Source organism: Pseudomonas sp. MPFS (assembly GCF_022537035.1).
Taxonomy (GTDB): Bacteria; Pseudomonadota; Gammaproteobacteria; order Pseudomonadales; family Pseudomonadaceae; genus Aquipseudomonas; species Aquipseudomonas sessilinigenes.
Window position 1 is genome coordinate 2,737,347 of the sequence record NZ_CP066123.1, and the last position, 23,926, is coordinate 2,761,272.

The 23,926-nt window shown below is 66.1% G+C and carries 20 protein-coding genes; 18 read left to right on the forward strand and 2 right to left on the reverse strand.

Features of this window, described 5'->3' with window-relative positions:
- Window positions 1–6 precede the first annotated feature (6 nt).
- From I9018_RS12930 to hcnC, 5 genes are all read left to right on the forward strand, one after another.
- Entirely contained in the window at window positions 7–2,376 is a 2,370-nt protein-coding gene (locus I9018_RS12930; RefSeq protein WP_241109682.1) for a fimbria/pilus outer membrane usher protein, read from the forward strand.
- The gene (locus I9018_RS12935) at window positions 2,373–3,320 is read left to right on the forward strand and encodes a spore coat U domain-containing protein (protein ID WP_241109683.1); all 948 of its coding nucleotides are present in this window, start codon (window positions 2,373–2,375) and stop codon (window positions 3,318–3,320) included. Before I9018_RS12930 ends, I9018_RS12935 begins: the two co-directional genes overlap by 4 nt.
- A 258-nt stretch (window positions 3,321–3,578) precedes the next feature.
- On the forward strand, window positions 3,579–3,896 hold the full coding sequence (hcnA, locus tag I9018_RS12940) for a cyanide-forming glycine dehydrogenase subunit HcnA (protein WP_068578303.1): 318 nt from the start codon (window positions 3,579–3,581) through the stop codon (window positions 3,894–3,896).
- Window positions 3,893–5,302, forward strand: coding sequence for a cyanide-forming glycine dehydrogenase subunit HcnB (gene hcnB, locus I9018_RS12945; protein ID WP_241109684.1), 1,410 nt, complete (start codon window positions 3,893–3,895; stop codon window positions 5,300–5,302). Before hcnA ends, hcnB begins: the two co-directional genes overlap by 4 nt.
- Complete coding sequence (gene hcnC, locus I9018_RS12950) at window positions 5,295–6,548, forward strand: cyanide-forming glycine dehydrogenase subunit HcnC (RefSeq protein WP_241109685.1); 1,254 nt, start codon at window positions 5,295–5,297, stop codon at window positions 6,546–6,548. The genes hcnB and hcnC overlap by 8 nt, the downstream gene beginning before the upstream one ends.
- 175 nt (window positions 6,549–6,723) lie before the next feature.
- On the opposite strand, the gene I9018_RS12955 is transcribed toward hcnC, so the two are convergent.
- Window positions 6,724–7,944 carry a multidrug effflux MFS transporter gene (locus I9018_RS12955; RefSeq protein WP_241109686.1) on the reverse strand — a complete coding sequence of 407 codons (1,221 nt, stop codon included), beginning with the start codon at window positions 7,942–7,944 and terminating at the stop codon, window positions 6,724–6,726.
- A 91-nt stretch (window positions 7,945–8,035) separates the two neighbouring features.
- On the opposite strand from I9018_RS12955, the gene I9018_RS12960 reads away from it, so the two are divergent.
- The 3 genes from I9018_RS12960 to I9018_RS12970 all read left to right on the forward strand — a co-directional run bounded on the left by I9018_RS12960 (window position 8,036) and on the right by I9018_RS12970 (window position 10,756).
- Window positions 8,036–9,502, forward strand: coding sequence for a PLP-dependent aminotransferase family protein (locus I9018_RS12960; protein WP_241109687.1), 1,467 nt, complete (start codon window positions 8,036–8,038; stop codon window positions 9,500–9,502).
- 76 nt (window positions 9,503–9,578) lie between these two features.
- A complete protein-coding gene (locus I9018_RS12965; RefSeq protein WP_241109688.1) occupies window positions 9,579–10,511 on the forward strand; it encodes a DHH family phosphoesterase in 933 nt (310 codons plus the stop codon).
- Window positions 10,512–10,513: 2 nt separating this feature from the next.
- Window positions 10,514–10,756 (forward strand): hypothetical protein, encoded by a 243-nt coding sequence (locus I9018_RS12970; protein WP_241109689.1) that lies wholly within the window; start codon window positions 10,514–10,516, stop codon window positions 10,754–10,756.
- Window positions 10,757–10,772: 16 nt separating this feature from the next.
- Here I9018_RS12970 and I9018_RS12975 read toward each other — a convergent pair whose 3' ends face one another.
- A complete protein-coding gene (locus I9018_RS12975) occupies window positions 10,773–11,693 on the reverse strand; it encodes a MurR/RpiR family transcriptional regulator (RefSeq protein ID WP_241109690.1) in 921 nt (306 codons plus the stop codon).
- Between the two features lie 309 nt (window positions 11,694–12,002).
- On the opposite strand from I9018_RS12975, the gene iolC reads away from it, so the two are divergent.
- The 10 genes from iolC to I9018_RS13025 all read left to right on the forward strand — a co-directional run bounded on the left by iolC (window position 12,003) and on the right by I9018_RS13025 (window position 23,663).
- Complete coding sequence (iolC, locus tag I9018_RS12980; protein ID WP_241109691.1) at window positions 12,003–13,940, forward strand: 5-dehydro-2-deoxygluconokinase; 1,938 nt, start codon at window positions 12,003–12,005, stop codon at window positions 13,938–13,940.
- Between the two features lie 68 nt (window positions 13,941–14,008).
- A complete protein-coding gene (iolE, locus tag I9018_RS12985; RefSeq protein ID WP_241109692.1) occupies window positions 14,009–14,914 on the forward strand; it encodes a myo-inosose-2 dehydratase in 906 nt (301 codons plus the stop codon).
- Window positions 14,911–15,720 carry a 5-deoxy-glucuronate isomerase gene (gene iolB / locus I9018_RS12990; protein ID WP_241109693.1) on the forward strand — a complete coding sequence of 270 codons (810 nt, stop codon included), beginning with the start codon at window positions 14,911–14,913 and terminating at the stop codon, window positions 15,718–15,720. The genes iolE and iolB overlap by 4 nt, the downstream gene beginning before the upstream one ends.
- Before the next feature lie 30 nt (window positions 15,721–15,750).
- Entirely contained in the window at window positions 15,751–16,572 is an 822-nt protein-coding gene (locus I9018_RS12995; RefSeq protein ID WP_241109694.1) for a TIM barrel protein, read from the forward strand.
- Between the two features lie 40 nt (window positions 16,573–16,612).
- The gene (iolD, locus tag I9018_RS13000; RefSeq protein WP_241109695.1) at window positions 16,613–18,550 is read left to right on the forward strand and encodes a 3D-(3,5/4)-trihydroxycyclohexane-1,2-dione acylhydrolase (decyclizing); all 1,938 of its coding nucleotides are present in this window, start codon (window positions 16,613–16,615) and stop codon (window positions 18,548–18,550) included.
- A 33-nt stretch (window positions 18,551–18,583) separates the two neighbouring features.
- On the forward strand, window positions 18,584–19,594 hold the full coding sequence (locus tag I9018_RS13005) for a Gfo/Idh/MocA family oxidoreductase (RefSeq protein ID WP_241109696.1): 1,011 nt from the start codon (window positions 18,584–18,586) through the stop codon (window positions 19,592–19,594).
- 200 nt (window positions 19,595–19,794) lie between these two features.
- On the forward strand, window positions 19,795–19,977 hold the full coding sequence (locus I9018_RS13010) for a hypothetical protein (RefSeq protein ID WP_068595973.1): 183 nt from the start codon (window positions 19,795–19,797) through the stop codon (window positions 19,975–19,977).
- Between the two features lie 52 nt (window positions 19,978–20,029).
- Window positions 20,030–20,956 carry a sugar ABC transporter substrate-binding protein gene (locus tag I9018_RS13015; protein WP_068578275.1) on the forward strand — a complete coding sequence of 309 codons (927 nt, stop codon included), beginning with the start codon at window positions 20,030–20,032 and terminating at the stop codon, window positions 20,954–20,956.
- 66 nt (window positions 20,957–21,022) lie between these two features.
- Complete coding sequence (locus I9018_RS13020) at window positions 21,023–22,570, forward strand: sugar ABC transporter ATP-binding protein (RefSeq protein WP_103326107.1); 1,548 nt, start codon at window positions 21,023–21,025, stop codon at window positions 22,568–22,570.
- A gap of 70 nt (window positions 22,571–22,640) precedes the next feature.
- Window positions 22,641–23,663: an ABC transporter permease gene (locus I9018_RS13025; protein ID WP_068578214.1), complete on the forward strand. Its 1,023-nt coding sequence runs from the start codon at window positions 22,641–22,643 to the stop codon at window positions 23,661–23,663.
- Window positions 23,664–23,926 lie beyond the last annotated feature (263 nt).

A 23,926-nucleotide genomic window follows, 5' to 3' on the forward strand; every position in this document is an offset into this window, starting at 1 on the left:
GCCAGCGTGGTTGCCCCGGTCGCTGTGCAGGCTTGCCGTCACCCCTCGCTGTTCGTCGGGTTGGCGCTGTTGTCTTGCGCGCAGGCTGCGCTGGGTTCGACGGGCTTGCCCCCCGCACCACGGGCCCTGGCCGACCCGGGAACCGTCCGCTACCACCTGGAGCTGGTCATCAATGGCCGCCACAGTGGGCAGGTGGTGGCCGTCAACGCCAGGGATGGGCGTTACCTGCTCGACGCTGCGCTGCTGCGCGATGCGGGCGTGCGGTTGCCTGGCAACCCCGTCGGGTCGATCGTGCTCAATGAATGGGCGGATGTGCGGGTGGACTACGACAGCGCCAGCCAGCAGCTGCGCCTGCAGGTGCCGACCGATTGGCTGCCCCGGCAGCGGATCGAGGACCCGGGCCTGCTTGCGCATATTCCGGCGAGTAGCAGCCTGGGAGCGCTGTTCAACTACGACCTGTATTACTCGGCTCCCGCCAACAACGCCACCCCCTATCTGTCGGCGTTGCTGGAGCAGCGCGCCTTCGATGGTTTCGCCACCCTTTCCAACACCGGGGTCTATAACCATTACTTCGGCGGGACCGACAACCCCGGCAACCGGTACCTGCGCTACGACACCTACTGGCGCTACAACGACGAGCAGGCCCTGCGCAGCTACCAGTTGGGCGACTACATCAACGGCGCTCTGAACTGGACGAACCCGGTGCGCATGGGTGGCTTGCGATTCTCGCGCAACTTCGAGGTGCGCCCCGACCTTGTCACCTACCCACTGCTCAGGTACGACGGCCAGGCCGCGGTGCCCAGTACCGTCGATCTGTTCATCAATGGCTACAAGGCCAGCAGCAGCGACCTGCAGCCCGGTCCCTTCGCCATCAGCAACGTGCCGTACATCAGCGGGGCGGGGGAGGCGACGATCGTGACCACCGATGCCCGGGGGCGGCAGGTGTCGACCAGCCTGCCGTTCTACGTCTCCAATACCTTGCTGGCCCAAGGCTTGAGCGATTTCGACCTGTCCCTGGGGCGCTTGCGCGAGGACTATGGACGGCGCAGTTTTGCCTATGGCGACACAGCCTCCAGTGGCATCTACCGCTATGGCCTGAACGACCAGCTGACGCTTTCCGGGCATGCCGAGGCAGCCGCGGACCTGCAATTGCTCGGGGCCGGCAGCGATATCGCCCTGGCCACCTTCGGTACCCTCAGCCTGGCGACCAGCGCCAGTGCTGGCCAGGGCGACAGCGGCCAGCAATACCTGCTCGGGTACTCCTACTATTCGCGGCGCATCGGTGTGAACTTGCAGCACATCCAGCGCAGCGACGGCTACCACGACCTCAGCTCCCTGGGCGGTTATCGCTTGAGCCGGCGTGCCGACCAGATCAGCGCCAGCCTGAGCCTCGACGGGCAGGGCAGCCTCGGTGCCGGGTATTTCGACATCCAGGCCCGCGACGGCAATCGCACGCGGCTGCTCAACCTGTCCTACAGCCGTTCGCTCGGCAGCCGCAGCAGCGTCTACCTGGCGCTGAACAAGGACCTCGCCGACAGTGGCTACAGCGTGCTTTTACAGTGGGTGCTGCCCTTCGAAGTCCATGGGTTGCTGAACGTTGGCATGACCCGTGACAGTCGGGGTCGCTACAGCGAGCGCGTGGTCTGGAGCCGGGCCGCGCCCAGTGAGGGTGGGTTTGGCTGGAACCTCGGACAGGGCGGCGGCTCCAGTCGCTACCAGCAGGCGGACCTGACCTGGCGTACGCAGAACGTGCAGTTGCGAGCCGGGCTCTATGGCGAGGCTGGCAACCACACGCGCTGGGCCGATGCCAGCGGCTCGCTGGTATGGATGGACCGTGCGCTGTTCGCCAGCAACCGCATCAACGATGCCTTCGTGCTGGTCAGCGCCGGTGGGTATGCCCAGGTGCCGATCCGCTATGAGAACCAGCGGGTGGGCCAATCGGATGAGAACGGTCACTTGCTGGTGCCCTGGGTCGCGGCCTACCACCCGGCGAAGTTCCAGGTCGACTCCCTGGGCCTGCCGGCCAACGTCCGGGTGGCGGATGTCGAGCAGCGGGTGTCGGTGCGCCAGGGCAGCGGGGCCTTGCTGGATTTCCCGATTCGCACCGTGGTTGCCGCCAGCATCAGCCTGGTGGATGAGCAAGGTTCACCGCTGCCGCTGGGGAGTCGGGCCGAGCACCTGGCCAGCAGGCAGCAGGCCATCGTCGGTTGGGATGGCCAGGTGTATTTCGAAGGCCTGCAGGCCGACAACCAGCTGCGAGTGCGGCTTGGCGATGGTGGTCTGTGCCAGGTCAGTTTCCGGCTGGACATCCACAAACCCACCGTCAGCCAGATCGGCCCGTTGCCCTGCCGGGCACTCAGTGGAGGTAGCCCATGAACCGATATCTCTCATGCGTCGGCCTCTGCGGCCTGCTGGCCCTGTGCGCCAGTCCGTCGCTGTTCGCGGCCTGCACCACCAGCTCCAGTCGAGGTGATTTCGGCAGCTTGAGCTCCTTTACCGTGGCCAGCACGCCCCAGGCCATCACCTCGACCTCGGGTTTCAAGTGCACCGGCAGCCTGCTGTCGATACTGAGCACCAACACCATCGAAGCCACCATCGCCAGCACCGCCCACGCACAGGGCTCCAGCCCCCGGCTGTACAACGCCAGCGGTAATGCCTACCTGCCTTACGTCATCTGCAGCGACAGCAGTTGCGGCACCCTCTACAACGTCGGCTCCACGGTCCGTTGGAGCAAGACCACGTTCCTCGGCATCCTCGGGTTGTTCAACGGCCCTGACGGCAGCTTGCCGCTCTACCTGCGCACGGCCACCCGGATGAACCTGCCGGCCGGAACCTACAGCGACACCATTCTCCTGAGCTGGCGTTGGTACCTGTGTGCCGCGGGCGCCCTGGGGGTCTGTATCTACGACGAGGGCAGTGCCACCAGCAGCATCAACGTGACGCTGACGGTGCTCAAGGACTGCTTCATCGACAGCGCCCCGGATGTCAGCTTCGGCAGCGCCGCACTGGTGTCCGGCTTCACGGCGGTGAACCAGAGCATCGGTGTGCGTTGCACCTTGAACGCCACCTATAGCCTGGGCTTCGACAACGGTAATCATTTCAGTGGCGGTTGGCGGCGCATGGCCAACGGTGCCCATGCCATTGGCTACAACCTCTACAAACCCAGCGACTCGACGGTCTGGACCACCCTCAATACCCAGCGAGGAGTGGGCAGCGGAGCGCTCCAGGGCGTGCCTTACCGGGTCATGGTCAATCCCGCCCAAAACGATGTGCCAGCCGGTGTCTATAGCGACACGGTGCGGGTGATCCTGACCTACTGATCACCGCCTGGGAGGGCCAAGCCCCTGGTCGCGCTGGCCCATGAGCCGGGGGCAGGGGCGACGCTATTCTGGCGCCACGCAACCGTTTGCTTGGCCCAGGTCAATACTCGTGTCCGACAAACCGACTAGCTTGGCCCACGCTCGGTTCTGACAGAGCTTTCGGAACCGCGGTGTTGCCGCGTCTCCATTTCCGGACCGTCGGGACCCGGACGGCAGGATGCCGGCAATCGCTTTTCACCTCTTCACGGATGAACCGCAATGCGTCAGATAGACCGCAACTTCGATATCCAGCCGCTGCAGCATGCGGACATGACCATCAGCCTCAATGGCCAGCCGGTCACCGCAGCCCTGGGCGAAACCGTCCTCAGCGTGATCCAGGCCACCGGCCTGCGTCAGGTGGCGCGCAACGACCATGGGCAACTGGTGGGCGCCTACTGCGGCATGGGCGTATGCCATTGCTGCCTGGTACAAATCGATGGCCGGCACAAGCGCCGGGCTTGCCAGACCCTGGTCAAGCCGGGCATGCAGGTGCAGACGCTGGCCAACCGCATCAGTGAAACGGAGCCCAACTCATGAGCCTGAATCCGGTGATCGTCGGCGGTGGGCCGGCGGGTATGGCGGCGGCCATCGAACTGGCCGAGCACGGGGTGCACAGCACCCTGGTCGAAGAGGCCTCGCGCCTGGGCGGGGTGGTGTATCGCGGACCGCTGCGCGATGGCGTGCAGCTCGATTACCTGGGGCCTCGCTATTGCGAAGTGCTGGCCAAGCTGCATGGCGCCTTTGGCGACCATGAACAGATGATCGACGTGCGCCTCAACAGCCGGGTGATCGGCGCCGAGGGCAGCCACAGCCTGATGTTGCTGGATGCCGAGGAGCAGGTGCAGGAGGTGCCCTATGGGCAACTGGTGCTGGCCGCCGGTTGTCACGAACGCAGCGTGCCGTTCCCCGGCTGGACCTTGCCCGGGGTCAAGCTGCTGGGCGGCTTGCAGCTACAGATCAAGAGTGGCGTGGTCAAGCCGCAGAGCCCGGTGGTGATCGCCGGGACCGGCCCCTTGCTGCCGCTGGTGGCGTGTCAGTTGCACGCTTGCGGGGTGCGCGTGGCCGGGGTCTACGAGGCCAGCGCCCTGGGCAAGATCGCCAAGCAGAGCCTGGCCATGCTCAACAAGCCGCAACTGTTCCTCGACGGCCTGAGCATGCTGGCCTACCTCAAGCTCCACGGCATCCCCCTGCGTTATGGCTGGGGCGTGGTGGAGGCCCAGGGCCAAGGTGCCCTGGGGGTCGTGACCGTGGCGCCGTATTCCAGCGACTGGCAACCGGACATGTCCAAGGCCCAGCGCATAGCCGCCCAGACCCTGGCCGTCGGCTATGGCTTCATTCCCAGGACCCAGCTCAGCCAGCAGATGGGCCTGGAGCACAGTTTCAGCGACGACGGCTACCTGCGGGCCGACGCCAACGTCTGGCAGCAGAGCAGCGAGCCGCACATCCACCTGGCCGGCGACATGAGCGGCATCCGCGGTGGCGAGGCGGCGATGCTCAGCGGGCGTATCGCGGCCTTGTCGATCCTCATGCAGCGCGACGTGCTGAGTAACGAAGAGGCCCTGCAACGGCGCCAGGGCTATGAGCGCAAGTTGGCCTCGATCCTGCGTTTTCGCGGTGCGGTGGATCGCTACACCGCTCGCGGTGTCGGGCAGGTAGAGCTGCCCAAGGGCGATACGGTGATCTGCCGTTGCGAGCACACCACCCGCAACGATATCGAACGGGCCCTGGCCCAGGGCGTCGAGGACATGGCCAGCCTGAAGATGCGCACCCGGGTGAGCATGGGCGATTGCCAGGGGCGGATGTGCGTGGGCTATTGCAGCGACCGCCTGCGCCAGGCCACGGGCCGCAAGGACGTGGGCTGGATTCGCCCGCGCTTCCCGCTGGACCCGATTCCATTCTCTGCCTTTGCGCCGGCCGACCAGGAGGTCTCCAAGCATGACTAAGCACTATGACGTGGTTATCGCCGGTGGCGGTGTGATCGGGGCGTCCTGCGCCTACCAGCTGTCCAAGCGCAAGGGCCTGAAGGTGGCGTTGATCGATTCCAAGCGCCCGGGCAATGCCAGCCGCGCCTCGGCCGGCGGCCTGTGGGCCATCGGCGAGTCGGTGGGCCTGGGGTGTGGAGTGATCTTCTTTCGCATGATGTCGGCCAACCGCAAGCGCGAGGCCCAGGGTTCGGCCGTGGTGGTGGACTCCAGCACGCCGCATATCCTGCCGCAGTCGTTCTTCGATTTCGCCTTGCAGTCCAACGAGCTCTATCCGCGCCTGCACCGGGAACTGATGGGCCTGCACGACATGGACTTCAAGTTCGAGCAGACCGGGCTCAAGTTCGTCATCTATGACGATGAAGACCGCCTGTACGCCGAGCATATCGTCGGCTGCATCCCGCACCTGGCCGATCAGGTGCGCTGGCTCGACCAGGCGGCGTTGCGCGCCAGTGAGCCGAATATCAGCCACGAGGCCCAGGGTGCCCTGGAGTTCCTCTGCGATCACCAGGTCAATCCATTCCGCCTCACCGATGCCTACACCGAGGGTGCCCGGCAGAACGGCGTGGACGTGTACTTCAATACCAATGTCACCGGGGTGCTGCACCAGGGCAACCGGGTCAGCGGCGTACAGACCGCCGAGGCCGGGTTGTTCCATTGCTCGACCCTGATCAACGCCGCCGGTGCCTGGGCCGCCGAACTGAGCCTGCAGGCCACGGGCGTGGAGATCCCGGTGAAGCCGGTGAAGGGCCAGATCCTGCTCACCGAGCGCATGCCCAAGCTGCTCAATGGTTGCCTGACCACCAGCGACTGCTACATGGCGCAGAAGGACAACGGCGAAATCCTCATCGGCAGCACCACCGAGGACAAGGGCTTCGACGTCAGCACCACTTACCCGGAAATCAACGGCCTGGTGCAGGGCGCGGTGCGTTGCATCCCCGAGCTGGCCCAGGTCAACCTCAAGCGTTGCTGGGCGGGGCTGCGCCCCGGTTCGCCGGATGAACTGCCGATCCTCGGGCCGATGGAAGGGGTGGAGGGTTACCTCAATGCCTGTGGGCACTTCCGTACCGGCATCCTGACCTCGGCCATCACCGGGGTGCTGTTGGACAAGCTGGTCAACGACGAGGCCCTGCCGCTGGACATCACGCCATTCCTGGCCCGGCGTTTTGCCCTGGAACCGCAGAAGAAACAGGCGCTGTTCGCCTGATCGATCCGCTTGCCCGGTGGTGCGCCGAAGGTCCTGCGGACCTGGCGCAACCACGTGGGCTCGGTAGCGGCCACCGGGGCAGGCCATGCCCGGTGGAGCCGCTGGCGCAGGCTGCGCACGGGCGCCAGGGTACCTTTGCCTGGCCCTGTGCTGGAGCCTGGCGTGGGCTAGGCGGCTACGGTCGCGGGCGCAGGCCATACCAGGCCACGCCAAGGGCGAGGCTGAACAACCCCGTCAGGGCTTGCAAGGAGCCGGCGGCGCTGTCGACCAGGGCATCGGCCAGCAGGCCACACAGGGCGGTCATGCCCATCTGGATAAAGAAGAACAGTCCCGAAGCGCTGCCTGCCACATCGGCATAGGGTTGCAGGATCGCCAGTTGGCAGGCCGGAATCGCCAGGCCCACCGCCAACATGATCGCCAGCATGGGCAGGACGATGGCCAGCAGGCTGTCTGGCCAGAAGCCGCGGGCGATCAGCAGCAGGCCGGCGCCTGCAAGGTTGAGCAACGTGGCCCGGGCGATCAGGCGGTCGGCACCCTGGCGTGGCGCCAGGCGCTGGAACCACCGCGACCCCAATAGATAACCGGCCACTGTGGTGGCGAAGACCAGGGCATAGGCGCTCGAGGAGAGCCCCAGTTGGCGCTGGAGCAAGGCGGGCGACTGCAGGATAAAGGGAAAGTAGGTGCAGTACAGGCAACCGATGGCCAGGGAATAACGCATGAAATAGCGGCTTCGCAGCAGCCGCAAGTAGAGCCGTGGCAGGTTCTGGCGGGGCATCTGGGCCACCTCGGGCGAACGGGTCTCGGCCAGCTTGGCCAGCATCAGCAGCCACACGGCGGCGGCCAAGAGGCTCAGGCACAGGAACAGGCCGCGCCACCCGAGCCAGTGGCCGAGCAGGCTGCCCAGTACAGGTGCGAGCATGGGCGACAGGGCGATCCCCATGGATAACAGGCCCAGGAGCCGCGCCTGTTCGGCAGGCGTGCAGCGATCCCGGACCATGACCCGGCCCACCAGCGTGCCGCAGCAACCGCCCAGGGCTTGTAGCAAGCGAGCGGCCATCAATACCTCGACGCGGGTGGCGAGCATGCAGGCCAGGCTGGCCAGCAGGTACAGCGCCATGCCCCAGAGCAGCACCGGACGCCGGCCAAAGCGATCGCACAGGGGACCTCCCAGCAGCATCGAGAAGGCATAGCCGAGCATGTACAGGCTCAGGGTCAGTTGCAGCTGTTGGTCGCTGGCGCCCAGCGCGTCGGCTATGGCGGGCAAGGCCGGCAGGTACAGGTCGATGCTGATCCGCGGCAGGCAGACCACGATCAGCAACAGCAGGGTCCAGAGCCAGGGCGCCAGCGCTTGTGGGGCCGTAGAGGCAAGGAGCGGGGTTTCGGTGGTCGGTTTCATGGATGGCTCGGCAGGTAGGGCATGGGCAGAAAACTAAGGCCTTTATGGTTTAATGCCGAGAGCCATTTATACCTGTATCGAGTGGACCACTATGAGTCGTGGAAAACACCCTGTTCCGCTGGACCTGCCGCTGCCCCAGGCCCTGGGCGAGGGCCTGGGCAAGCAGGACAGTGCCTATGGCGCCCTGCGCCAGGCGATCCTGGAGAAGCGCTTGCCGGCCGGCTGCCGACTGCCGTCGACCCGGACCCTGGCCCAGCGCTGGTCCCTGTCCCGAGGCACCCTGGAAGCGGTGTTCGATCGCTTGCGCAGCGAGGGCTACGTCAGCCGCGTGTCCGGTTCCGGGACCCGGGTCTGCGCGGTGGTGCCGGACCTCTACCTGAAGGCACTGCCCCCTGGGGCGCCACGGCCCGAACAGCCTGCGGGCCCGCGCCCCCGAGCCCAGGGCGTACGTGCCGGGCAACCCTTCGTCGCCCGGCTCGCCGACCCTACGCTGTTTCCCCTGGCTCTGTGGGCCCGCACCCTGACCCGGGCCCTGGCTGCGGCCCCGGCGCAATTGCTGTGCGATCCCGATCCGGCTGGCTTGCCGCTGCTGCGCCAGCAGATCGCCCAGTACCTGGGGCAGCACCGCGGCATTGTCTGCGACCCGGACCAGGTGATGGTCACCACGGGCATTCGCCATGGCCTCGATCTGTTGGCCCGCAGCCTGCTGCACCGGGGCGACAAGGTCTGCCTGGAAGACCCCGGCTACCTGTCGGCCAGGGAGTTGTTCACCCTGGCCGGTGCGCAATGGGTGCCGGTGCCGGTCGACGAGGAGGGGATCGACGTGGAGTACCTGCATCGTCATCGCGATGCGCGCATGGTCTACGTGACCCCGGCGCACCAGGCCCCCCTGGGCATGAGCATGCCGGTATCGCGGCGCCTGGCACTGCTGGAGTGGGCGCGCGCCAGCCAGGCCTGGATCGTGGAGGACGACTACGACAGTGAATTCAATTACCAGAGCGCCCCCCTGGCGGCCCTCAAGTCCCTGGACCTCGATGACCGGGTGATTTACTGCGGCAGCTTCAACAAGACGCTGTTCGCCGGCCTGCGGGTGGGTTTCATGCTGGTGCCGCAGGCGTTGCGCGAGCGGTTGCTGGCGACCTTGCAGAACACCGGGCGTTCGGTCGGGGTGATCGAACAGGTGGCCCTGGCCGACTACATCGCCAGCGGTGCGTTCCTGCGGTATCTGCGGGCCGCCCGCCAGGCTTACCAGGAGCGTCGCGACCTGCTGCTGCAGATCCTGGCCCGGGAGGCGCCGGACTGCTATCGCATTACCGGGCAGCAGGCCGGCCTGCACCTGCTGTTGCAGCTGCCGGCCGGTAGCGATGAGGCGCGTTTTCGCCAACGCGCCGCCGAGGCTGGCATCGACCTGCAGGGCCTGGCCGAGCATTGCCAGCGACCCGGTCGGCCAGCGGCCGTGATCATCGGTTATGCGGCCCTGAGCCCGGCGCAGATCCGCTACAGCGCTGCGCGTCTGGCAAGCCTGCTGGTGGCCGAGGCCGGCCTGGTCAGGTGCTGATTGTCATGCTTTGGTCATATTCGCCCGCCATGCTCGGCACCCCGGCCCGCGGGTCTTCGTACACCACAGGGATGTCATGATCATTGTCACCTCCGGCGCGGCTTACCTGGACATGGATGCCTACGCCGGCTGTATCGCCTACGCCGAATGGCTCAACCTTCGCGGCCGTCCGGCCCGGGCCCTGAGCAGCGCACCACTGAACGAAAGCATTCCCCAGGCCCTGCGCCATAACTGCAAGGGGCTGGATGCACCGGTGCCGATCGGCGACGACGATGTGTTCGTGCTGGTGGACGTTTCCAATCACCTGCACCTGGACCCGCTGGTGGCGCTGGAGCGGGTGGTGGAAGTCATCGATCATCATCCGGGGTTCGAGCCGTTCTGGATCGAGCGCCTTGGCCCCCGTGCGGATATTCGCCGGATCGGCGCCGCCTGTACCCAGGTCTACGAGCGTTGGCGCGACTCGGGGCTGTTGCCGCAGATGAGCCGCGACAGTGCGCAGTTGCTGGCAGCCGGGATTCTCGACAACACCCTGAACTTCACTGCCCAGGTCTGCACCGATGCCGATCGCCAGGCCTATGCCGTGCTGGCCCGGCACGCCGGGTTAGACGAGCAATGGCCTGCACGCTACTTCGACCAGTGCCAGCGCCAGATCGAGGAACAACTGGAGCAGGCCCTGCACAAGGACCTGAAAGTCCTCGGTGAAGAGAGCAACCTGCCCAGGCGTTTCGCCCAGTTGACCTTGTGGAATGCCGATCGCTTGCTGCGCCAGCAACGGCCCTTGATCGAAAGGGTGCTGGGGCAGTGGGGCGATGACTGGCTGCTGAACCTGATCAGCCTCGGCGAGGGGCGCAGCTACTTGCTCAGTGGTGGAGCCGCGAGTGCGCAGAAGCTGGACCGGCTGCTAGAGTGCCCGGCCGTGAATGGCCTGCACTGCCTGGAACGGCCGATCTTGCGCAAGGAGTTGCTGCGCATGGGCCTGGCCTGGCAGGCACCGATGACCCCGAGGTAACCGTGGACCTGGATCAAGCCTTGCAGCAAGTGGTGGATGAGCGCAGTTTCCTGGCGTTCGTCCAGGCCTTGAGTGCCGATCGACGCCAAGCCAGCGACTGGCAGAACGACTCCATCGAGGACTTCCTCGACTCCGCCCATGCCTGGGCCGAAGCCAGTGCCATGGGCGCCAGCCAGGGGTTGGCCGACGCCTCACCGTGGAAGTGCTTCGCGGTGTTCCTGTACTGCGGCAAGATCTACGAATGAGGCGCCCGCTGCGCGGCTAATCCTCGAAGCCGCTTTGCTCGTGGATTTCATCCATCTTCAGCTCCAGGCGGTAGGCCACGGCGATGAACAGCGCCTGGCACAGGCACAAGGTGGCGCTCAGCGAACGGAAGGCGAACGAGCTGCCCTCGTTGACCAGCAGCACGCTGTTGGCGCGCTTGGCCAGGGGCGAGAGGGTGCTGTCGGTGATGATCAGGGTCTTGGCCTGGTGGTGCTGGGCAATCCGCAGGCAGTGCTGGGTTTCCTTGGCGTAGGGGGTGAAGCTGATGGCGATCACCAGGTCGCCGGGGCGGATGCTGCGCATCTGCTCGCGGTAGCTGCCACCGAGCCCCGAGACCAGGTGGATGCGCTTGTTGGTGTGCTGCAGGTTGTAGACCAGGTAGTCGGCCACCGCGAAGGAGCGCCGCACCCCCACCACGTAGATGTTCTCGGCATTGACCACCAGGTCCACGGCTCGCTCCAGGGCCGCCTCGTCCAGCTCCTGTTCCAGGCGCTCGATCCCCGAGAGGGTGGCGCCGATGCAGTCGCGAGCCAGGTCGGCGCTGCTGGCCTTCTGTGATTTGTTGGCGATCAGGCTGCGGATGCGCTGCTGGTAGTTCTGCACCGGCGTGGCCTTGTGGGTATAGGCCTCGCGGAACAACGCCTGCATGTCACTGAAGCCACGAAAGCCCAGGCGCTGGGAGAAACGCACGATGGCCGAGGGATGCACTTCGCATTCGCGGGCGATGTCGCTGATGCGATCGACCATGATCCGGTCGCGCTGCTGGCTCATGTAGCTGGCGATACGCTTGAGCTGGCGCGGCAGGCTTTCGTATTCCTGGGCGATCAGCTGTAGCAGGCCCTCGGCATCGAGCGGGCGAGTGGCGAGGTCGCTGTCCGGGGTGCCTTCGGACAAGGCCGGCTGATCGGTCTGGGGCATGGTCAATCCTTCTTACGGGTGCTGATGGGGCGAGCCTGGGTATCGCCCCTGAGACTAGGCGGACTGCGGGCAGTCTACAGGGTCGGCGCCGGGAAAATCTTGCCGGCCGGGGCCTGCAGCGCATTGCTGAATCGATGCAGGGCACAGATTCCGGCGTGCAACGAACTTTAGTGGAAAAAATATTCCATGTAAAAATAATTAGAATAAATATTGATTTGGCAGTGAAAGCCGTTCTAGGCTGCACCCACCAAGAGTGCTTGCCGAGGAACCGGCGGCAGGCAGCGGCTGATAACAATAACAGGAGCCAGCATGGGCCAGGATCGCTTTGCCAGTGGGCGTCAATTGGATCTGATCTGCCTCGGACGCCTGGGCGTCGACCTCTACGCGCAGCAAGTGGGGGCCCGCCTGGAAGATGTCGCCAGTTTTGCCAAGTACCTTGGCGGCTCGTCCGCCAACATCGCCTTCGGTACCGCGCGCCTGGGCCTGAAGTCGGCGATGCTGACCCGGGTCGGCGACGACCACATGGGGCGCTTCCTGCTGGAGTCCTTGCAGCGCGAAGGCTGCGACACCCGCGCCGTGCGGGTCGATCCCGAGCGCCTGACGGCCCTGGTCCTGCTGGGCCTCAAGGATCGCGAGAGCTTTCCCCTGGTGTTCTATCGCGAGAACTGCGCCGACATGGCCCTGGCCGCCGAGGACATCGACGAGGCCTTCATCGCCTCCAGCAAGGCGCTGCTGATCACCGGCACGCATTTTTCCAGCGACCAGGTCTACCGCGCCAGCATCCAGGCCCTCGACTATGCCGAGCGCCATGGGGTGCGGCGAGTACTGGACATCGACTATCGGCCGGTGCTCTGGGGCCTGGCGGCCAAGGCCGATGGCCAGACCCGCTTCGTCGCCGACCGCCAGGTCAGCCAGCATGTGCAGGGCATTCTGCCGCGCTTCGAACTGATCGTCGGCACCGAGGAGGAATTCCTGATCGCCGGGGGCGAGCCGGATTTGCTGGCGGCCCTGCGCCGGGTGCGCGAGCTGACGGCCGCGACCCTGGTGGTCAAGCTCGGCCCCAGGGGCTGCACGGTGATCCATGGGGCCATTCCCGGCCATCTGGAGGCGTTGCAGGTGCACCAGGGCGTGCAGGTCGAGGTGCTGAACGTGCTGGGCGCCGGCGATGCGTTCATGTCAGGATTTCTCAGTGGCTGGCTGGAGGGGGCGGACGATGAGCGCTGCTGCCAGCTGGCCAATGCCTGCGGTGCCCTGGTGGTCTCGCGCCACGCCTGTGCCCCGGCAATGCCGACCCGTGCCGAGCTCGACTACCTGTTCGGCAGCCCGCGGCCCATCACCCGTCCGGACCAGGATCCGACCCTGCGGCGCCTGCACCAGGTCAGCGTGCCGCGCAAGGCGTGGCGGCCGCTGTTCATCTTCGCCTTCGATCATCGCGGGCAACTGGTGGAGCTGGCCCGCCAGGGTGGGCGCGAGCTCAAGGTCATCGAACAACTCAAGCTGCTGTTCGTCGAGGCGGTGCAGCGGGTCGAGGCTGATCTGCGACGCCAGGGCGTCGAGGCCGATGTCGGCGTGTTGGCGGACCAGCGCTTCGGCCAGGATGCACTGAACGCCGCCACCGGTCGTGGCTGGTGGGTGGCACGCCCGGTGGAACTGCAGGGATCGCGGCCCCTGGTGTTTGAGCAGGGCCGGGCCATTGGCAGCAACCTGATCGCCTGGCCCCAGGAGCAGATCATCAAGTGCCTGGTGCAATTTCATCCCGATGACGAACCCATGCTGCGCCTGGAGCAGGAGGCGCAGATCCGCGCCCTGTACCAGGCGTCCCAGGCCAGCGGCCATGAGTTGCTGCTGGAGGTCATCCCGCCCAAGGACTTGCCCGGGGCCCATCCCGAGGTGCTGTACCGGGCCATCAAGCGCCTCTACAACCTGGGCATCTACCCGGCCTGGTGGAAGATCGAGGCCCAGGATCGCGAGCAGTGGCAGCGCCTGGACCAGTTGATCCAGGAGCGTGATCCCTACTGCCGTGGGGTGGTATTGCTGGGGCTCAACGCCTCGCCCCAGGCCCTGGCCGAGGGCTTTCGCCAGGCCGCCGGCAGCAGCAGTTGCCGGGGCTTTGCCGTGGGTCGCACGATCTTCCAGGAGCCCAGTCGTGCCTGGCTGGCAGGGGAGATCGACGACCAGCAGCTGATCGAGCAAGTACAGGGTACGTTCGTCCAGTTGATCGAGGCCTGGCGCAGCGCCCGCCCGTGAACGCCCCAGGCCTTGGTGGCGAGGCGGTTTTTTAGAGTGCGATCCGAACAACAATAAAAGGTGCAGCCATGCCCGCGATCCGAATTGGCATCAACCCGATTTCCTGGAGCAATGACGACCTGCCGTCCCTGGGGGGCGAGACACCCCTGGACACGGCGCTGGCCGAAGGCAAGGCCATCGGCTACGAGGGCTTCGAGCTCAACGGCAAGTTCCCCAAGGATGCCCAGGGGGTGGCCGAGGTGCTGCGGCCCTACGAGCTGGCGCTGGTTTCCGGCTGGTACAGCGGCCAACTGGCGCGGCGCTCGGTGGCCGAGGAGATCGAAGCCATCGCCGCCCATGTGCAGTTGCTGGCGCACAATGGCGCCACGGTGCTGGTCTATGGCGAGGTGGCCGACTCGATCCAGGGCCAACCCATCGCCCTGGTGGAGCGCCCGCGCTTTCATACCGAACAGGCCTGGCAGGCATATGCCGACAAGCTCACCGAGCTGGCCCGTTTCACCCTCTCCCAGGGCGTGCGCCTGGCCTATCACCACCATATGGGCGCCTACGTCGAATCACCGCAGGACATCGACCAACTGATGCGCCGCAGCGGCCCCGAGGTGGGCCTGCTGTTCGACTCCGGGCATTGCTACATGGGCGGTGCAGAGCCGCTGGAGGTGTTGCGCCGGCATGTCGGGCGGGTCTGCCATGTGCATTTCAAGGATGTGCGCAAGCCGGTGGTGCAGTTGGCGCGCAACCAGCTCTGGAGTTTTCCCGACTGTATCGTCAACGGCACTTTTACCGTGCCCGGTGATGGCGACCTGGATTTTGCCGCATTGCTGCAGGTGTTGCTGGGCGCGGGTTACCAGGGCTGGCTGGTGGTGGAGGCCGAGCAGGACCCGGCGGTGGCCCCCAGCGAGGTCTATGCCCGCAAAGGCTACGACACCCTGCGCGCCTTGCTGGCCAGTGCCGGGCACGGGAGGGCTGCTCAATGAGCCTGCTGGTCAAGGGCACGGGCGCGGGCCAGGAGCTGGTGCGACTCGAGGAAGGCCGTTTGCAGTACGTGGGTTTCGCCGCCTACCGCCTGGGCCCGGACGAAAGCCTGCCGGTCAGTGCCGGTGAACGCGAGCTATGCCTGGTGCTGCTGGCCGGGCATGTGCGGGTCGAGGGCGAGGCACCGGGGCATGGTGCATTCCGTTGGGAGGGGATCGGCGAGCGCCAATCGGTGTTCGAGGACCTGGCGCCGTTCGCCGTCTACCTGCCGCCGGGCAGCCAGGCCCGGATCACCGCGCTGGACCCGGTGCAGCTGGCGGTCTGCGCAGCCCCCGGTTGCCGCGAGGCCGGGCTGGCGCCGCGGCTGATCCGCCCGCAGCAGTGCGCGCACAGCGTACGGGGCAAGGGCGCCAATACCCGTTACGTCTGCGACATCCTGCCGGCCAGCGAGCCTGCGCATTCGCTGCTGGTGGTGGAGGTGCGCACGCCATCCGGGCACTCCTCCAGCTACCCGCCCCACAAGCACGACACCGACGACCTGCCGCACCAGAGCTTTCTCGAAGAGACCTACTACCACCAGGTCGACCCGCCCCAGGGCTTCGTGTTCCAGCGGGTGTACACCGACGATCGACGGCTGGACGAAGCCATGGCCGTGGAGCACCACGACCTGGTGGTGGTCCCCGAGGGCTATCACCCTGTCTGCGTGCCGTACGGCTACCAGTCCTATTACCTGAATGTCATGGCCGGGCCGAAACGCGCCTGGCAATTCCACAACGATCCGCAGCACAGCTGGCTGCTCGATCTCTGAGAGCGCCACGCCATAGGGAGAGTCAGCCACATGCCCCGGCCCTTGCGTTTTGCCTTGAACCGGATGGTCGCGCCGAGCTTGTCGCTGGTGGAATTCCTCGACCTGGCGCTGGAGTTGCAGATCGATGCCATCGAGTTGCGCAACGACCTGCCGGGCGTGGAAATCACCGATGGCACGCCGCCGGAGCGGGTTCGCGAGCTGTGCGCGAGCCGTGGCGTGCGGGTGTTGTCGATCAATGCGCTGTACCCCTTCGATGTCTGGAACCCGGAGCGCGAGCGGCAACTGCGGCAATTGGCCGAGTATGCCGTGGCCTGCGGTGCCAGGGGGCTGGTGCTGTGTCCGCTGAATGAGGCCGGGGACCCGCGCGATGCCACGCAGCGGGCGCTGGCGCTGCGCAGCGCCCTCGAGGGAATCGCCCCGGTACTGCGCCGGCATGGCCTGTATGGCTTCATCGAGCCCCTGGGCTTTGAAGAGAGCGCCTTGCGCAGCAAGCGCCTGGCGCTGGAGGCCGTTCGCGATACCGCCAGCCTGGATGTCCTGCGCCTGCTGCACGACACCTTCCATCACCGCCTGGCTGGAGAGCAGGAGCTGTTCGCCGAACTGACCGGCTTGGTGCACATCTCTGGGGTCGAAGATGCGCAGGCGCCCCTGGGTCTGTTGCGCGATGGCCATCGGGTGCTGGTGGGCGCGGCGGATCGGCTCGGCAACGTGGCGCAACTCAAGGCGCTGTTGCACCAGGGCTACACCGGCTACCTGTCGTTCGAGCCTTTCGCCGCCTGCGTCCATGGCCGGGTGGATGTCCGCCAGGCCCTGGGCGCCAGCATCGACCATCTGCGCCAGGCCCTGGAGTGAGTGCCCGGCGCCATGCCCCTATCCCTTGTAAGGAGCTGAAATGAGCACGCTACGCCTGACCATGGCCCAGGCCCTGGTGAAGTTCCTCGACAACCAGTACGTCGAGGTGGATGGACAACAGAGCCGCTTCGTCGCCGGAGTCTTCACCATCTTCGGCCACGGCAACGTGCTGGGCATCGGCCAGGCCCTGCAGCAGGACCCGGGTGGCCTGCAGGTGCACCAGGGGCGCAACGAGCAGGGCATGGCCCACGCGGCCATCGGTTTCGCCAAGCAGCGCCTGCGCCGGCAGGTCTATGCCTGTACCGCCTCGGTGGGGCCTGGCGCGGCGAACATGCTGACCGCGGCCGCCACCGCCACGGCCAATCGCATCCCCTTGCTGCTGTTGCCCGGCGATGTGTTCGCCAGCCGCCAGCCGGACCCGGTGTTGCAGCAGATCGAGCAGTTCCATGACCTGGGCATCAGCACCAACGATGCCTTCAAGGCCGTGAGCAAGTACTGGGACCGGATCAACCGTCCGGAACAATTGATGAGTGCCGCATTGCAGGCCATGCGGGTGCTGACCGACCCGGCGGAAACTGGCGCGGTGACCCTGGCGCTGCCCCAGGACGTACAGGCCGAGGCCTACGACTATCCCGAGGCGTTCTTCGCCCGCCGGGTCCACCGTATCGATCGGCGCCTGCCCACCGCGGCCATGCTGGCCGATGCCGCGGCGCTGCTGCTGGGCAAGCGCCGGCCGCTGATTATCTGTGGCGGCGGGGTCAAGTACTCCGCTGCCGGCGAGGCGCTGCAGGCGTTCGCCGAGCGTTTCGCGATTCCCGTGGCCGAGACCCAGGCGGGCAAGAGTGCGCTGCTCTCGAGCCATCCGCTGAACGTCGGCGGCATTGGCGAGACGGGCTGCCTGGCGGCCAACCTGCTGGCCCGGGAGGCCGACCTGATCATCGGCGTGGGGACGCGCTACAGCGATTTCACCACGTCCTCGAAATGGCTGTTCCAGCATCCGCAGGTGCAGTTCCTCAATCTCAACGTCAACCCCGGCGATGCCCTGAAGCTCGATGGGGTGCAGTTGCTGGCCGATGCGCGGGCCGGCTTGCAGGGCCTGTCGCAGGTCCTGGTGGAGCGTGACTATCGCGCCGGCTGGGGCGAGCAGGTGGCGGCGGCCAAGGCGCAGTTGGCGGCCGAGGTGCAGCGCCTGCATGGCGTGCAGTATTCGGCGCAGGCCTTCGTGCCCGAGGTCGACGACTCACTGGACCCGGCGGTGCTGCGCGAGTTCATCGAGCTCACCGGCTCCTGCCTGACCCAGAGCCAGGTCCTGGGCGTGCTCAACCAGGTGCTGGACGAAGATGCGGTGATTGTCGCCGCCGCCGGCAGCCTGCCCGGTGACCTGCAGCGCAGCTGGGCCAGCAAGGGGCTCAACAGCTACCACGTGGAGTACGGCTATTCGTGCATGGGCTACGAGGTCGGCGCGGCCCTGGGGGTCAAGCTCGCCGAGCCTGGGCGCGAGGTCTATGCGCTGCTGGGGGACGGCTCCTACCTGATGCTACATTCGGAGCTGGTCACCTCGCTCCAGGAGCGACGCAAGATCAACCTGGTATTGCTGGACAACATGGCCTTCGGTTGCATCAACAACCTGCAACTGGGCCAGGGCCAGGACAGCTTCGCCACTGAATTTCGCTATCGCGACCCGCTCACGGGCCGGCTCGACGGCGGCCTGATCCCGGTGGACTACGCCATGAGCGCCGCGGCCTACGGTTGCAAGACCTACCGGGTGACCAGTCTCGAGCAGTTGCAGGCGGCCCTGGCGGATGCCCGCCGGCAGACGGTCTCGACCCTGATCGACATCAAGGTCCTGCCCAAGACCATGCTCCACGGCTACCAGTCCTGGTGGCATGTGGGGGTGGCACAAGTCTCTGACAGCGAGCGGGTTGCCGCCGCGTCCCGGGCCATTGCCGCCGAACTGGCCAGGGCCCGCCAGTATTGATCCTTTGCCACGAACAACCACAGGAGTACATCCATGTCTTTGCAGCTAGGCGTTATCGGGACCGGGGCCATCGGCCAGGATCACATCCGGCGTTGCAGCCAGACCCTGCAGGGCAGCCGGGTCGTGGCCGTGACCGACATCGATCGGCAACAGGCGGCGCGGGTGGTCGACGACCTGCAATTGCAGGCTGAAGTCCATGCAGACGGCCATGCCTTGATCCGCTCGCCCCAGGTGCAGGCGGTGCTGGTCACCTCCTGGGGCCCCAGCCACGAGGAATTCGTGCTGGCGGCTATCGCCGCCGGCAAGCCGGTGTTCTGCGAGAAACCCCTGGCGGTGACCGCCGAGGGCTGCCGGCGCATCGTCGAGGCCGAGCTGGCCCATGGCAAGCGCCTGGTCCAGGTGGGCTTCATGCGCCCTTACGACGCGGGTTACCAGGCGCTGAAGGCCGTGGTGGACAGCGGTCGGATCGGCACGCCGCTGATGCTGCACTGTGCCCACCGCAATCCGCGGGTAGGGTCGAACTACAAGACCGACATGGCCATTACCGACACCCTGATCCACGAACTGGACGTGCTGCGCTGGTTGCTGGACGACGACTACGTCTCGGTGCAGGTGCTGTTCCCCCGGGTTTCGAGCAAGGCCCATGGGCAACTGCGCGACCCGCAGATCGTGCTGCTGGAGACCGCCCGTGGGGTGCGGATCGATGTGGAGATTTTCGTCAACTGCCAATACGGCTACGACATCCAGTGCGAGGTGGTGGGCGAGAGCGGGATCGCGCGCTTGCCCGAGCCGCCCCAGGTGCAGCTGCGCAGCGCGGCCAACCTGTCCAGCGCCATCCTCATGGACTGGAAGGAGCGCTTCATCGCCGCCTATGACGTCGAGCTGCAAGCCTTTATCGATGCCGTGGCGGCAGGGCAGGTGGGTGGCCCCTCGGCCTGGGACGGCCTGGCGGCAGCGGTGGCTGCCGACGCTTGCATCCAGGCCCAGCAGAGCGGGGCCATCGTGCCGGTGCACTTGCCGCCGCGCCCCGCATTCTATGGCTGAGAGGCCCGGGCCAAGGCCCTGGGCAGGCCCTCGAATGGGGCTTGAACAGGGCTTGCAACAAAATTCTAAAATGAGTTGATATAGAAAATATTTTCCAATAGAGTCGTTTCCAGGTTGCCGACTACCCAGGCTGCCGGGGTCTTCAGGTTCTGCCTGGTGTCCTGGCCAGCCATCCAACAAAAACAACACAGGTGCCGTCGATGAAGATCCCTCGCTCTGCCACGCCATTGCCCTCCCGGGCAGGTGCCACTCTCCCTCGCGAGATGCCTCGCACTCCCTGGTCCTCCCGCTTGCTGTCGCTGCTGGGTTGCCTGTGCGTCGAACACCAAGGTTCGCTGCTGGGCTGCATGCCCGGCGCCCCGGTCCTGTATTCACGCGCCTGAGCCGCGGCGGCGCCCGAGCCGCCAACCGACAACAACGTGGAGAGCACCCTTGATGAATATCCAGACCCGAGTGGTTTCCCTGGCCCTGGCCTTGCTGCTGTCCAGCGGCGTGGCCCAGGCCCAGGTGCGGATCGGTGTGAGCATGTCGCAGTTCGACGACACCTGGCTGACCTACCTGCGCGAGTCCATGGACCAGAAGGCCAAGTCCATGCCCGAGGGCGTGCAGTTGCAGTTCGAGGACGCCCGCAGCGACGTGGTCAAGCAGTTGAGCCAGGTCGAAAGCTTCGTCAGCCAGAAGGTCGACGCCATCGTGGTCAACCCGGTGGACACCGCCGCCACTCGCAAGATCACCGAGGCGGCGGTCAAGGCTGGGATCCCGCTGGTCTACGTCAACCGCCGCCCGGATGACCTGGCGCTGCCCAAGGGGGTGGTCACCGTGGCCTCCGACGACCTGGAGGCCGGGCGGATGCAGATGCAGTACCTGGCGGACAAGATGGGCGGCAAGGGCAGCGTGGTGATCCTGCTGGGGGACCTGGCCAACAACTCCACGGCCAATCGCACCAAGGGCGTCAAGGAGGTGCTGGCCAAGTACCCGGGCATCCGGGTCGACCAGGAGCAGACCGGGGTCTGGCTGCGCGACCGCGGCATGACCCTGGTCAACGACTGGCTGACCCAGGGCCGCGAGTTCAACGCCGTGGTGGCCAACAACGACGAGATGGCCATCGGCGCCGCCATGGCCTTGAACCAGGCCGGGGTGGCGCGCGGCAGCGTGCTGATCGCCGGGGTCGACGGTACCCCCGACGGGCTGCGCGCGGTGCAGCGCGGCGAGCTGGCGGTGTCGGTGTTCCAGGACGCCAAGGGCCAGGCCGAAGGGTCGGTGGAGACCGCGGTGAAGATGATCAACCAGCAGCCGGTGGAGGCTGCGGTGTGGATCCCGTATCGGTTGATCACTCCGGACAACGTCGCCCAGTTCAAGTAGCCGGGCCTCATTCACCGAGCAAGCCGACCGGGCGCCCTGGGTGCCTGGCGGCGGGAGTAGCTGAGCATGAACGCCTGTGCGTCCGTTTCGAATCCGGCCGGGATCACCCCCGTCATCGAGCCTTACCTGCTGGAGGTGATCAATGTCAGCAAGGGCTTTCCCGGGGTGGTGGCCCTGTCAGAGGTGCAGTTGCGGGTACGTCCCGGCACTGTGCTGGCGTTGATGGGGGAGAACGGGGCCGGCAAGTCGACCCTGATGAAAATCATCGCCGGGATCTACCAGCCCGATGCCGGCGAGTTGCGCCTCAAGGGCCGGCCGGTGAGCTTCGCCTCGCCACTGGCGGCCCTGGAGGCGGGGATCGCCATGATCCACCAGGAACTCAACCTGATGCCGCACATGAGCGTCGCCGAGAACATCTGGATCGGCCGCGAGCCGCTGGGCCGGCTGGGCCTGGTCGATCATCGGGCGATGCATCGGGCCACCGCCGCGCTCTTGGCGCGCCTGCGCATCGAGCTCGATCCCCAGGAACAGGTGGGCCACCTGAGCATTGCCGAGCGGCAGATGGTGGAGATCGCCAAGGCGGTGTCCTATGACTCCGATGTGCTGATCATGGACGAGCCGACCTCGGCCATCACCGACAAGGAAGTGGCCCACCTGTTTTCGATCATCGCCGACCTCAAGGCCCAGGGTAAGGGCATCATCTACATCACCCACAAGATGAACGAAGTGTTCGCCATCGCCGATGAGGTGGCGGTGTTCCGCGATGGCACCTACATCGGCCTGCAACGGGCCGAGAACCTGGACGGCGACAGCCTGATCTCGATGATGGTCGGGCGCGAGCTGAGCCAGCTGTTTCCCACGCGTGACCAGCCCATCGGCGAGCGCTTGCTGCAGGTGTGCGACCTGCGCCTGGACGGGGTGTTCGAGGGGGTGTCGTTCGACCTGCATGCCGGCGAGATCCTCGGTATCGCCGGGCTGATGGGCTCGGGGCGGACCAACGTGGCCGAGACCCTGTTCGGCATCACCCCGGCCGATGGCGGGCAGATCATCCTCGATGGCCAGGTGTTGCGCATTGGCGAGCCCCACGTGGCCATCAGCCAGGGCCTGGCGCTGCTCACCGAGGATCGCAAGCTCAGCGGCTTGTTTCCCTGCCTGTCGGTGCTGGAGAACATGGAAGTGGCGGTGCTCAAGCACTATGCCGGGGCGGGGTTCGTCAAGCACAAGGCCCTGCGTGCGCTGTGCGAGGACATGTGTCGCCAGTTGCGGGTCAAGACCCCGTCGCTGGAGCAGTGCATCGACACCCTGTCTGGCGGCAACCAGCAAAAGGCCCTGCTGGCCCGCTGGCTGATGACCCGGCCGCGGATCCTGATCCTCGACGAGCCGACCCGGGGCATCGATGTCGGGGCCAAGGCCGAGATCTACCGCCTGATCGCCACACTCGCCGGCGAAGGCATGGCGGTGCTGATGATCTCCTCGGAGCTGCCCGAGGTCCTGGGCATGAGCGACCGGGTGCTGGTCATGCACGAGGGGCAGCTGATGGGCACCCTGGACCGTAGCGAAGCGAGCCAGGAGCGGGTGATGCAACTGGCCTCGGGCCTGGCCCTGGAACACTAGCGGCGACACGCGACATTCAACCTGGGCCGGCCGCCGCCAATGGCGCCGCCCCTGATCAAGGTGGACGGTGATGAACGCAATACTGGAAAACAAACCGGCCCTGGCACCGGCCAAGAGCCGTCGGCGCCTGCCGACCGAACTGAGTATCTTCCTGGTGCTGATCGGCATCGCCCTGGTGTTCGAGCTGTCCGGCTGGGTGGTTCGCGAGCAGAGCTTCTTGCTCAATTCCCAGCGCCTGGTGCTGATGATTCTCCAGGTCTCGGTCATTGGCCTGCTGGCCATCGGCGTGACCCAGGTGATCATCACCACCGGCATCGACCTGTCCTCGGGCTCGGTGCTGGCCTTGTCGGCGATGATCGCCGCCAGCCTGGCGCAGACTTCCGACTTCAGCCGCGCGGTGTTCCCCGGGTTGACCGATCTGCCGGTATGGATCCCGGTGCTGGCGGGGCTGGGAGTGGGCCTGCTGGCGGGGGCGATCAACGGCAGCATCATCGCCCTCAGCGGCATCCCGCCCTTTATCGCTACCCTGGGAATGATGGTCTCGGCCCGTGGCCTGGCGCGCTACTACACCCAGGGCCAGCCGGTGAGCATGTTGTCCGATTCCTACACCGCCATTGGCCACGGGGCGATGCCGGTGGTGATCTTCCTGGTGGTCGCGGTGATTTTCCATGTCGCCCTGCGCTACACCCGCTACGGCAAATACACCTATGCCATTGGCGGCAACATGCAGGCGGCGCGCACGTCGGGGATCAACGTCAAGCGCCACCTGGTGATCGTCTACAGCATCGCCGGGCTGCTGGCCGGGTTGGCCGGGGTGGTGGCCTCGGCCCGGGCCGCCACCGGGCAGGCGGGGATGGGCATGTCCTACGAGCTGGATGCCATTGCCGCTGCAGTGATCGGCGGCACCAGCCTGGCCGGGGGCGTGGGGCGCATCACCGGCACGGTGATCGGCGCGCTGATCCTGGGGGTGATGGCCAGCGGCTTTACCTTCGTCGGTGTCGATGCCTATATCCAGGACATCATCAAGGGGCTGATCATCGTGGTGGCGGTGGTCATCGACCAGTACCGCAACAAGCGCAAGTTAAAACGCTGATGCCGATGGCGGAAGGGGGAGGGAAAGGGCGGTAATCTGTCGCAGAAATAGCCAAATCCGCCGTCCGGTACTGCCGTTTGTCTTCTAAAAGAGCGGTGCCCATTGAATTTTTTGTTATAAAAGCACTCCGATCATCCGCCCCAAAGCCCGCAATTGCGGGCTTTGTGCGGTTTGTCGGACAGATTCGCTGTCATTTCAGTTGCTGCGCCCTCAAACCGGCCTTAGACTGCCGCCCCTCGTAAATTGAGTGCCGGGTGGCGCTT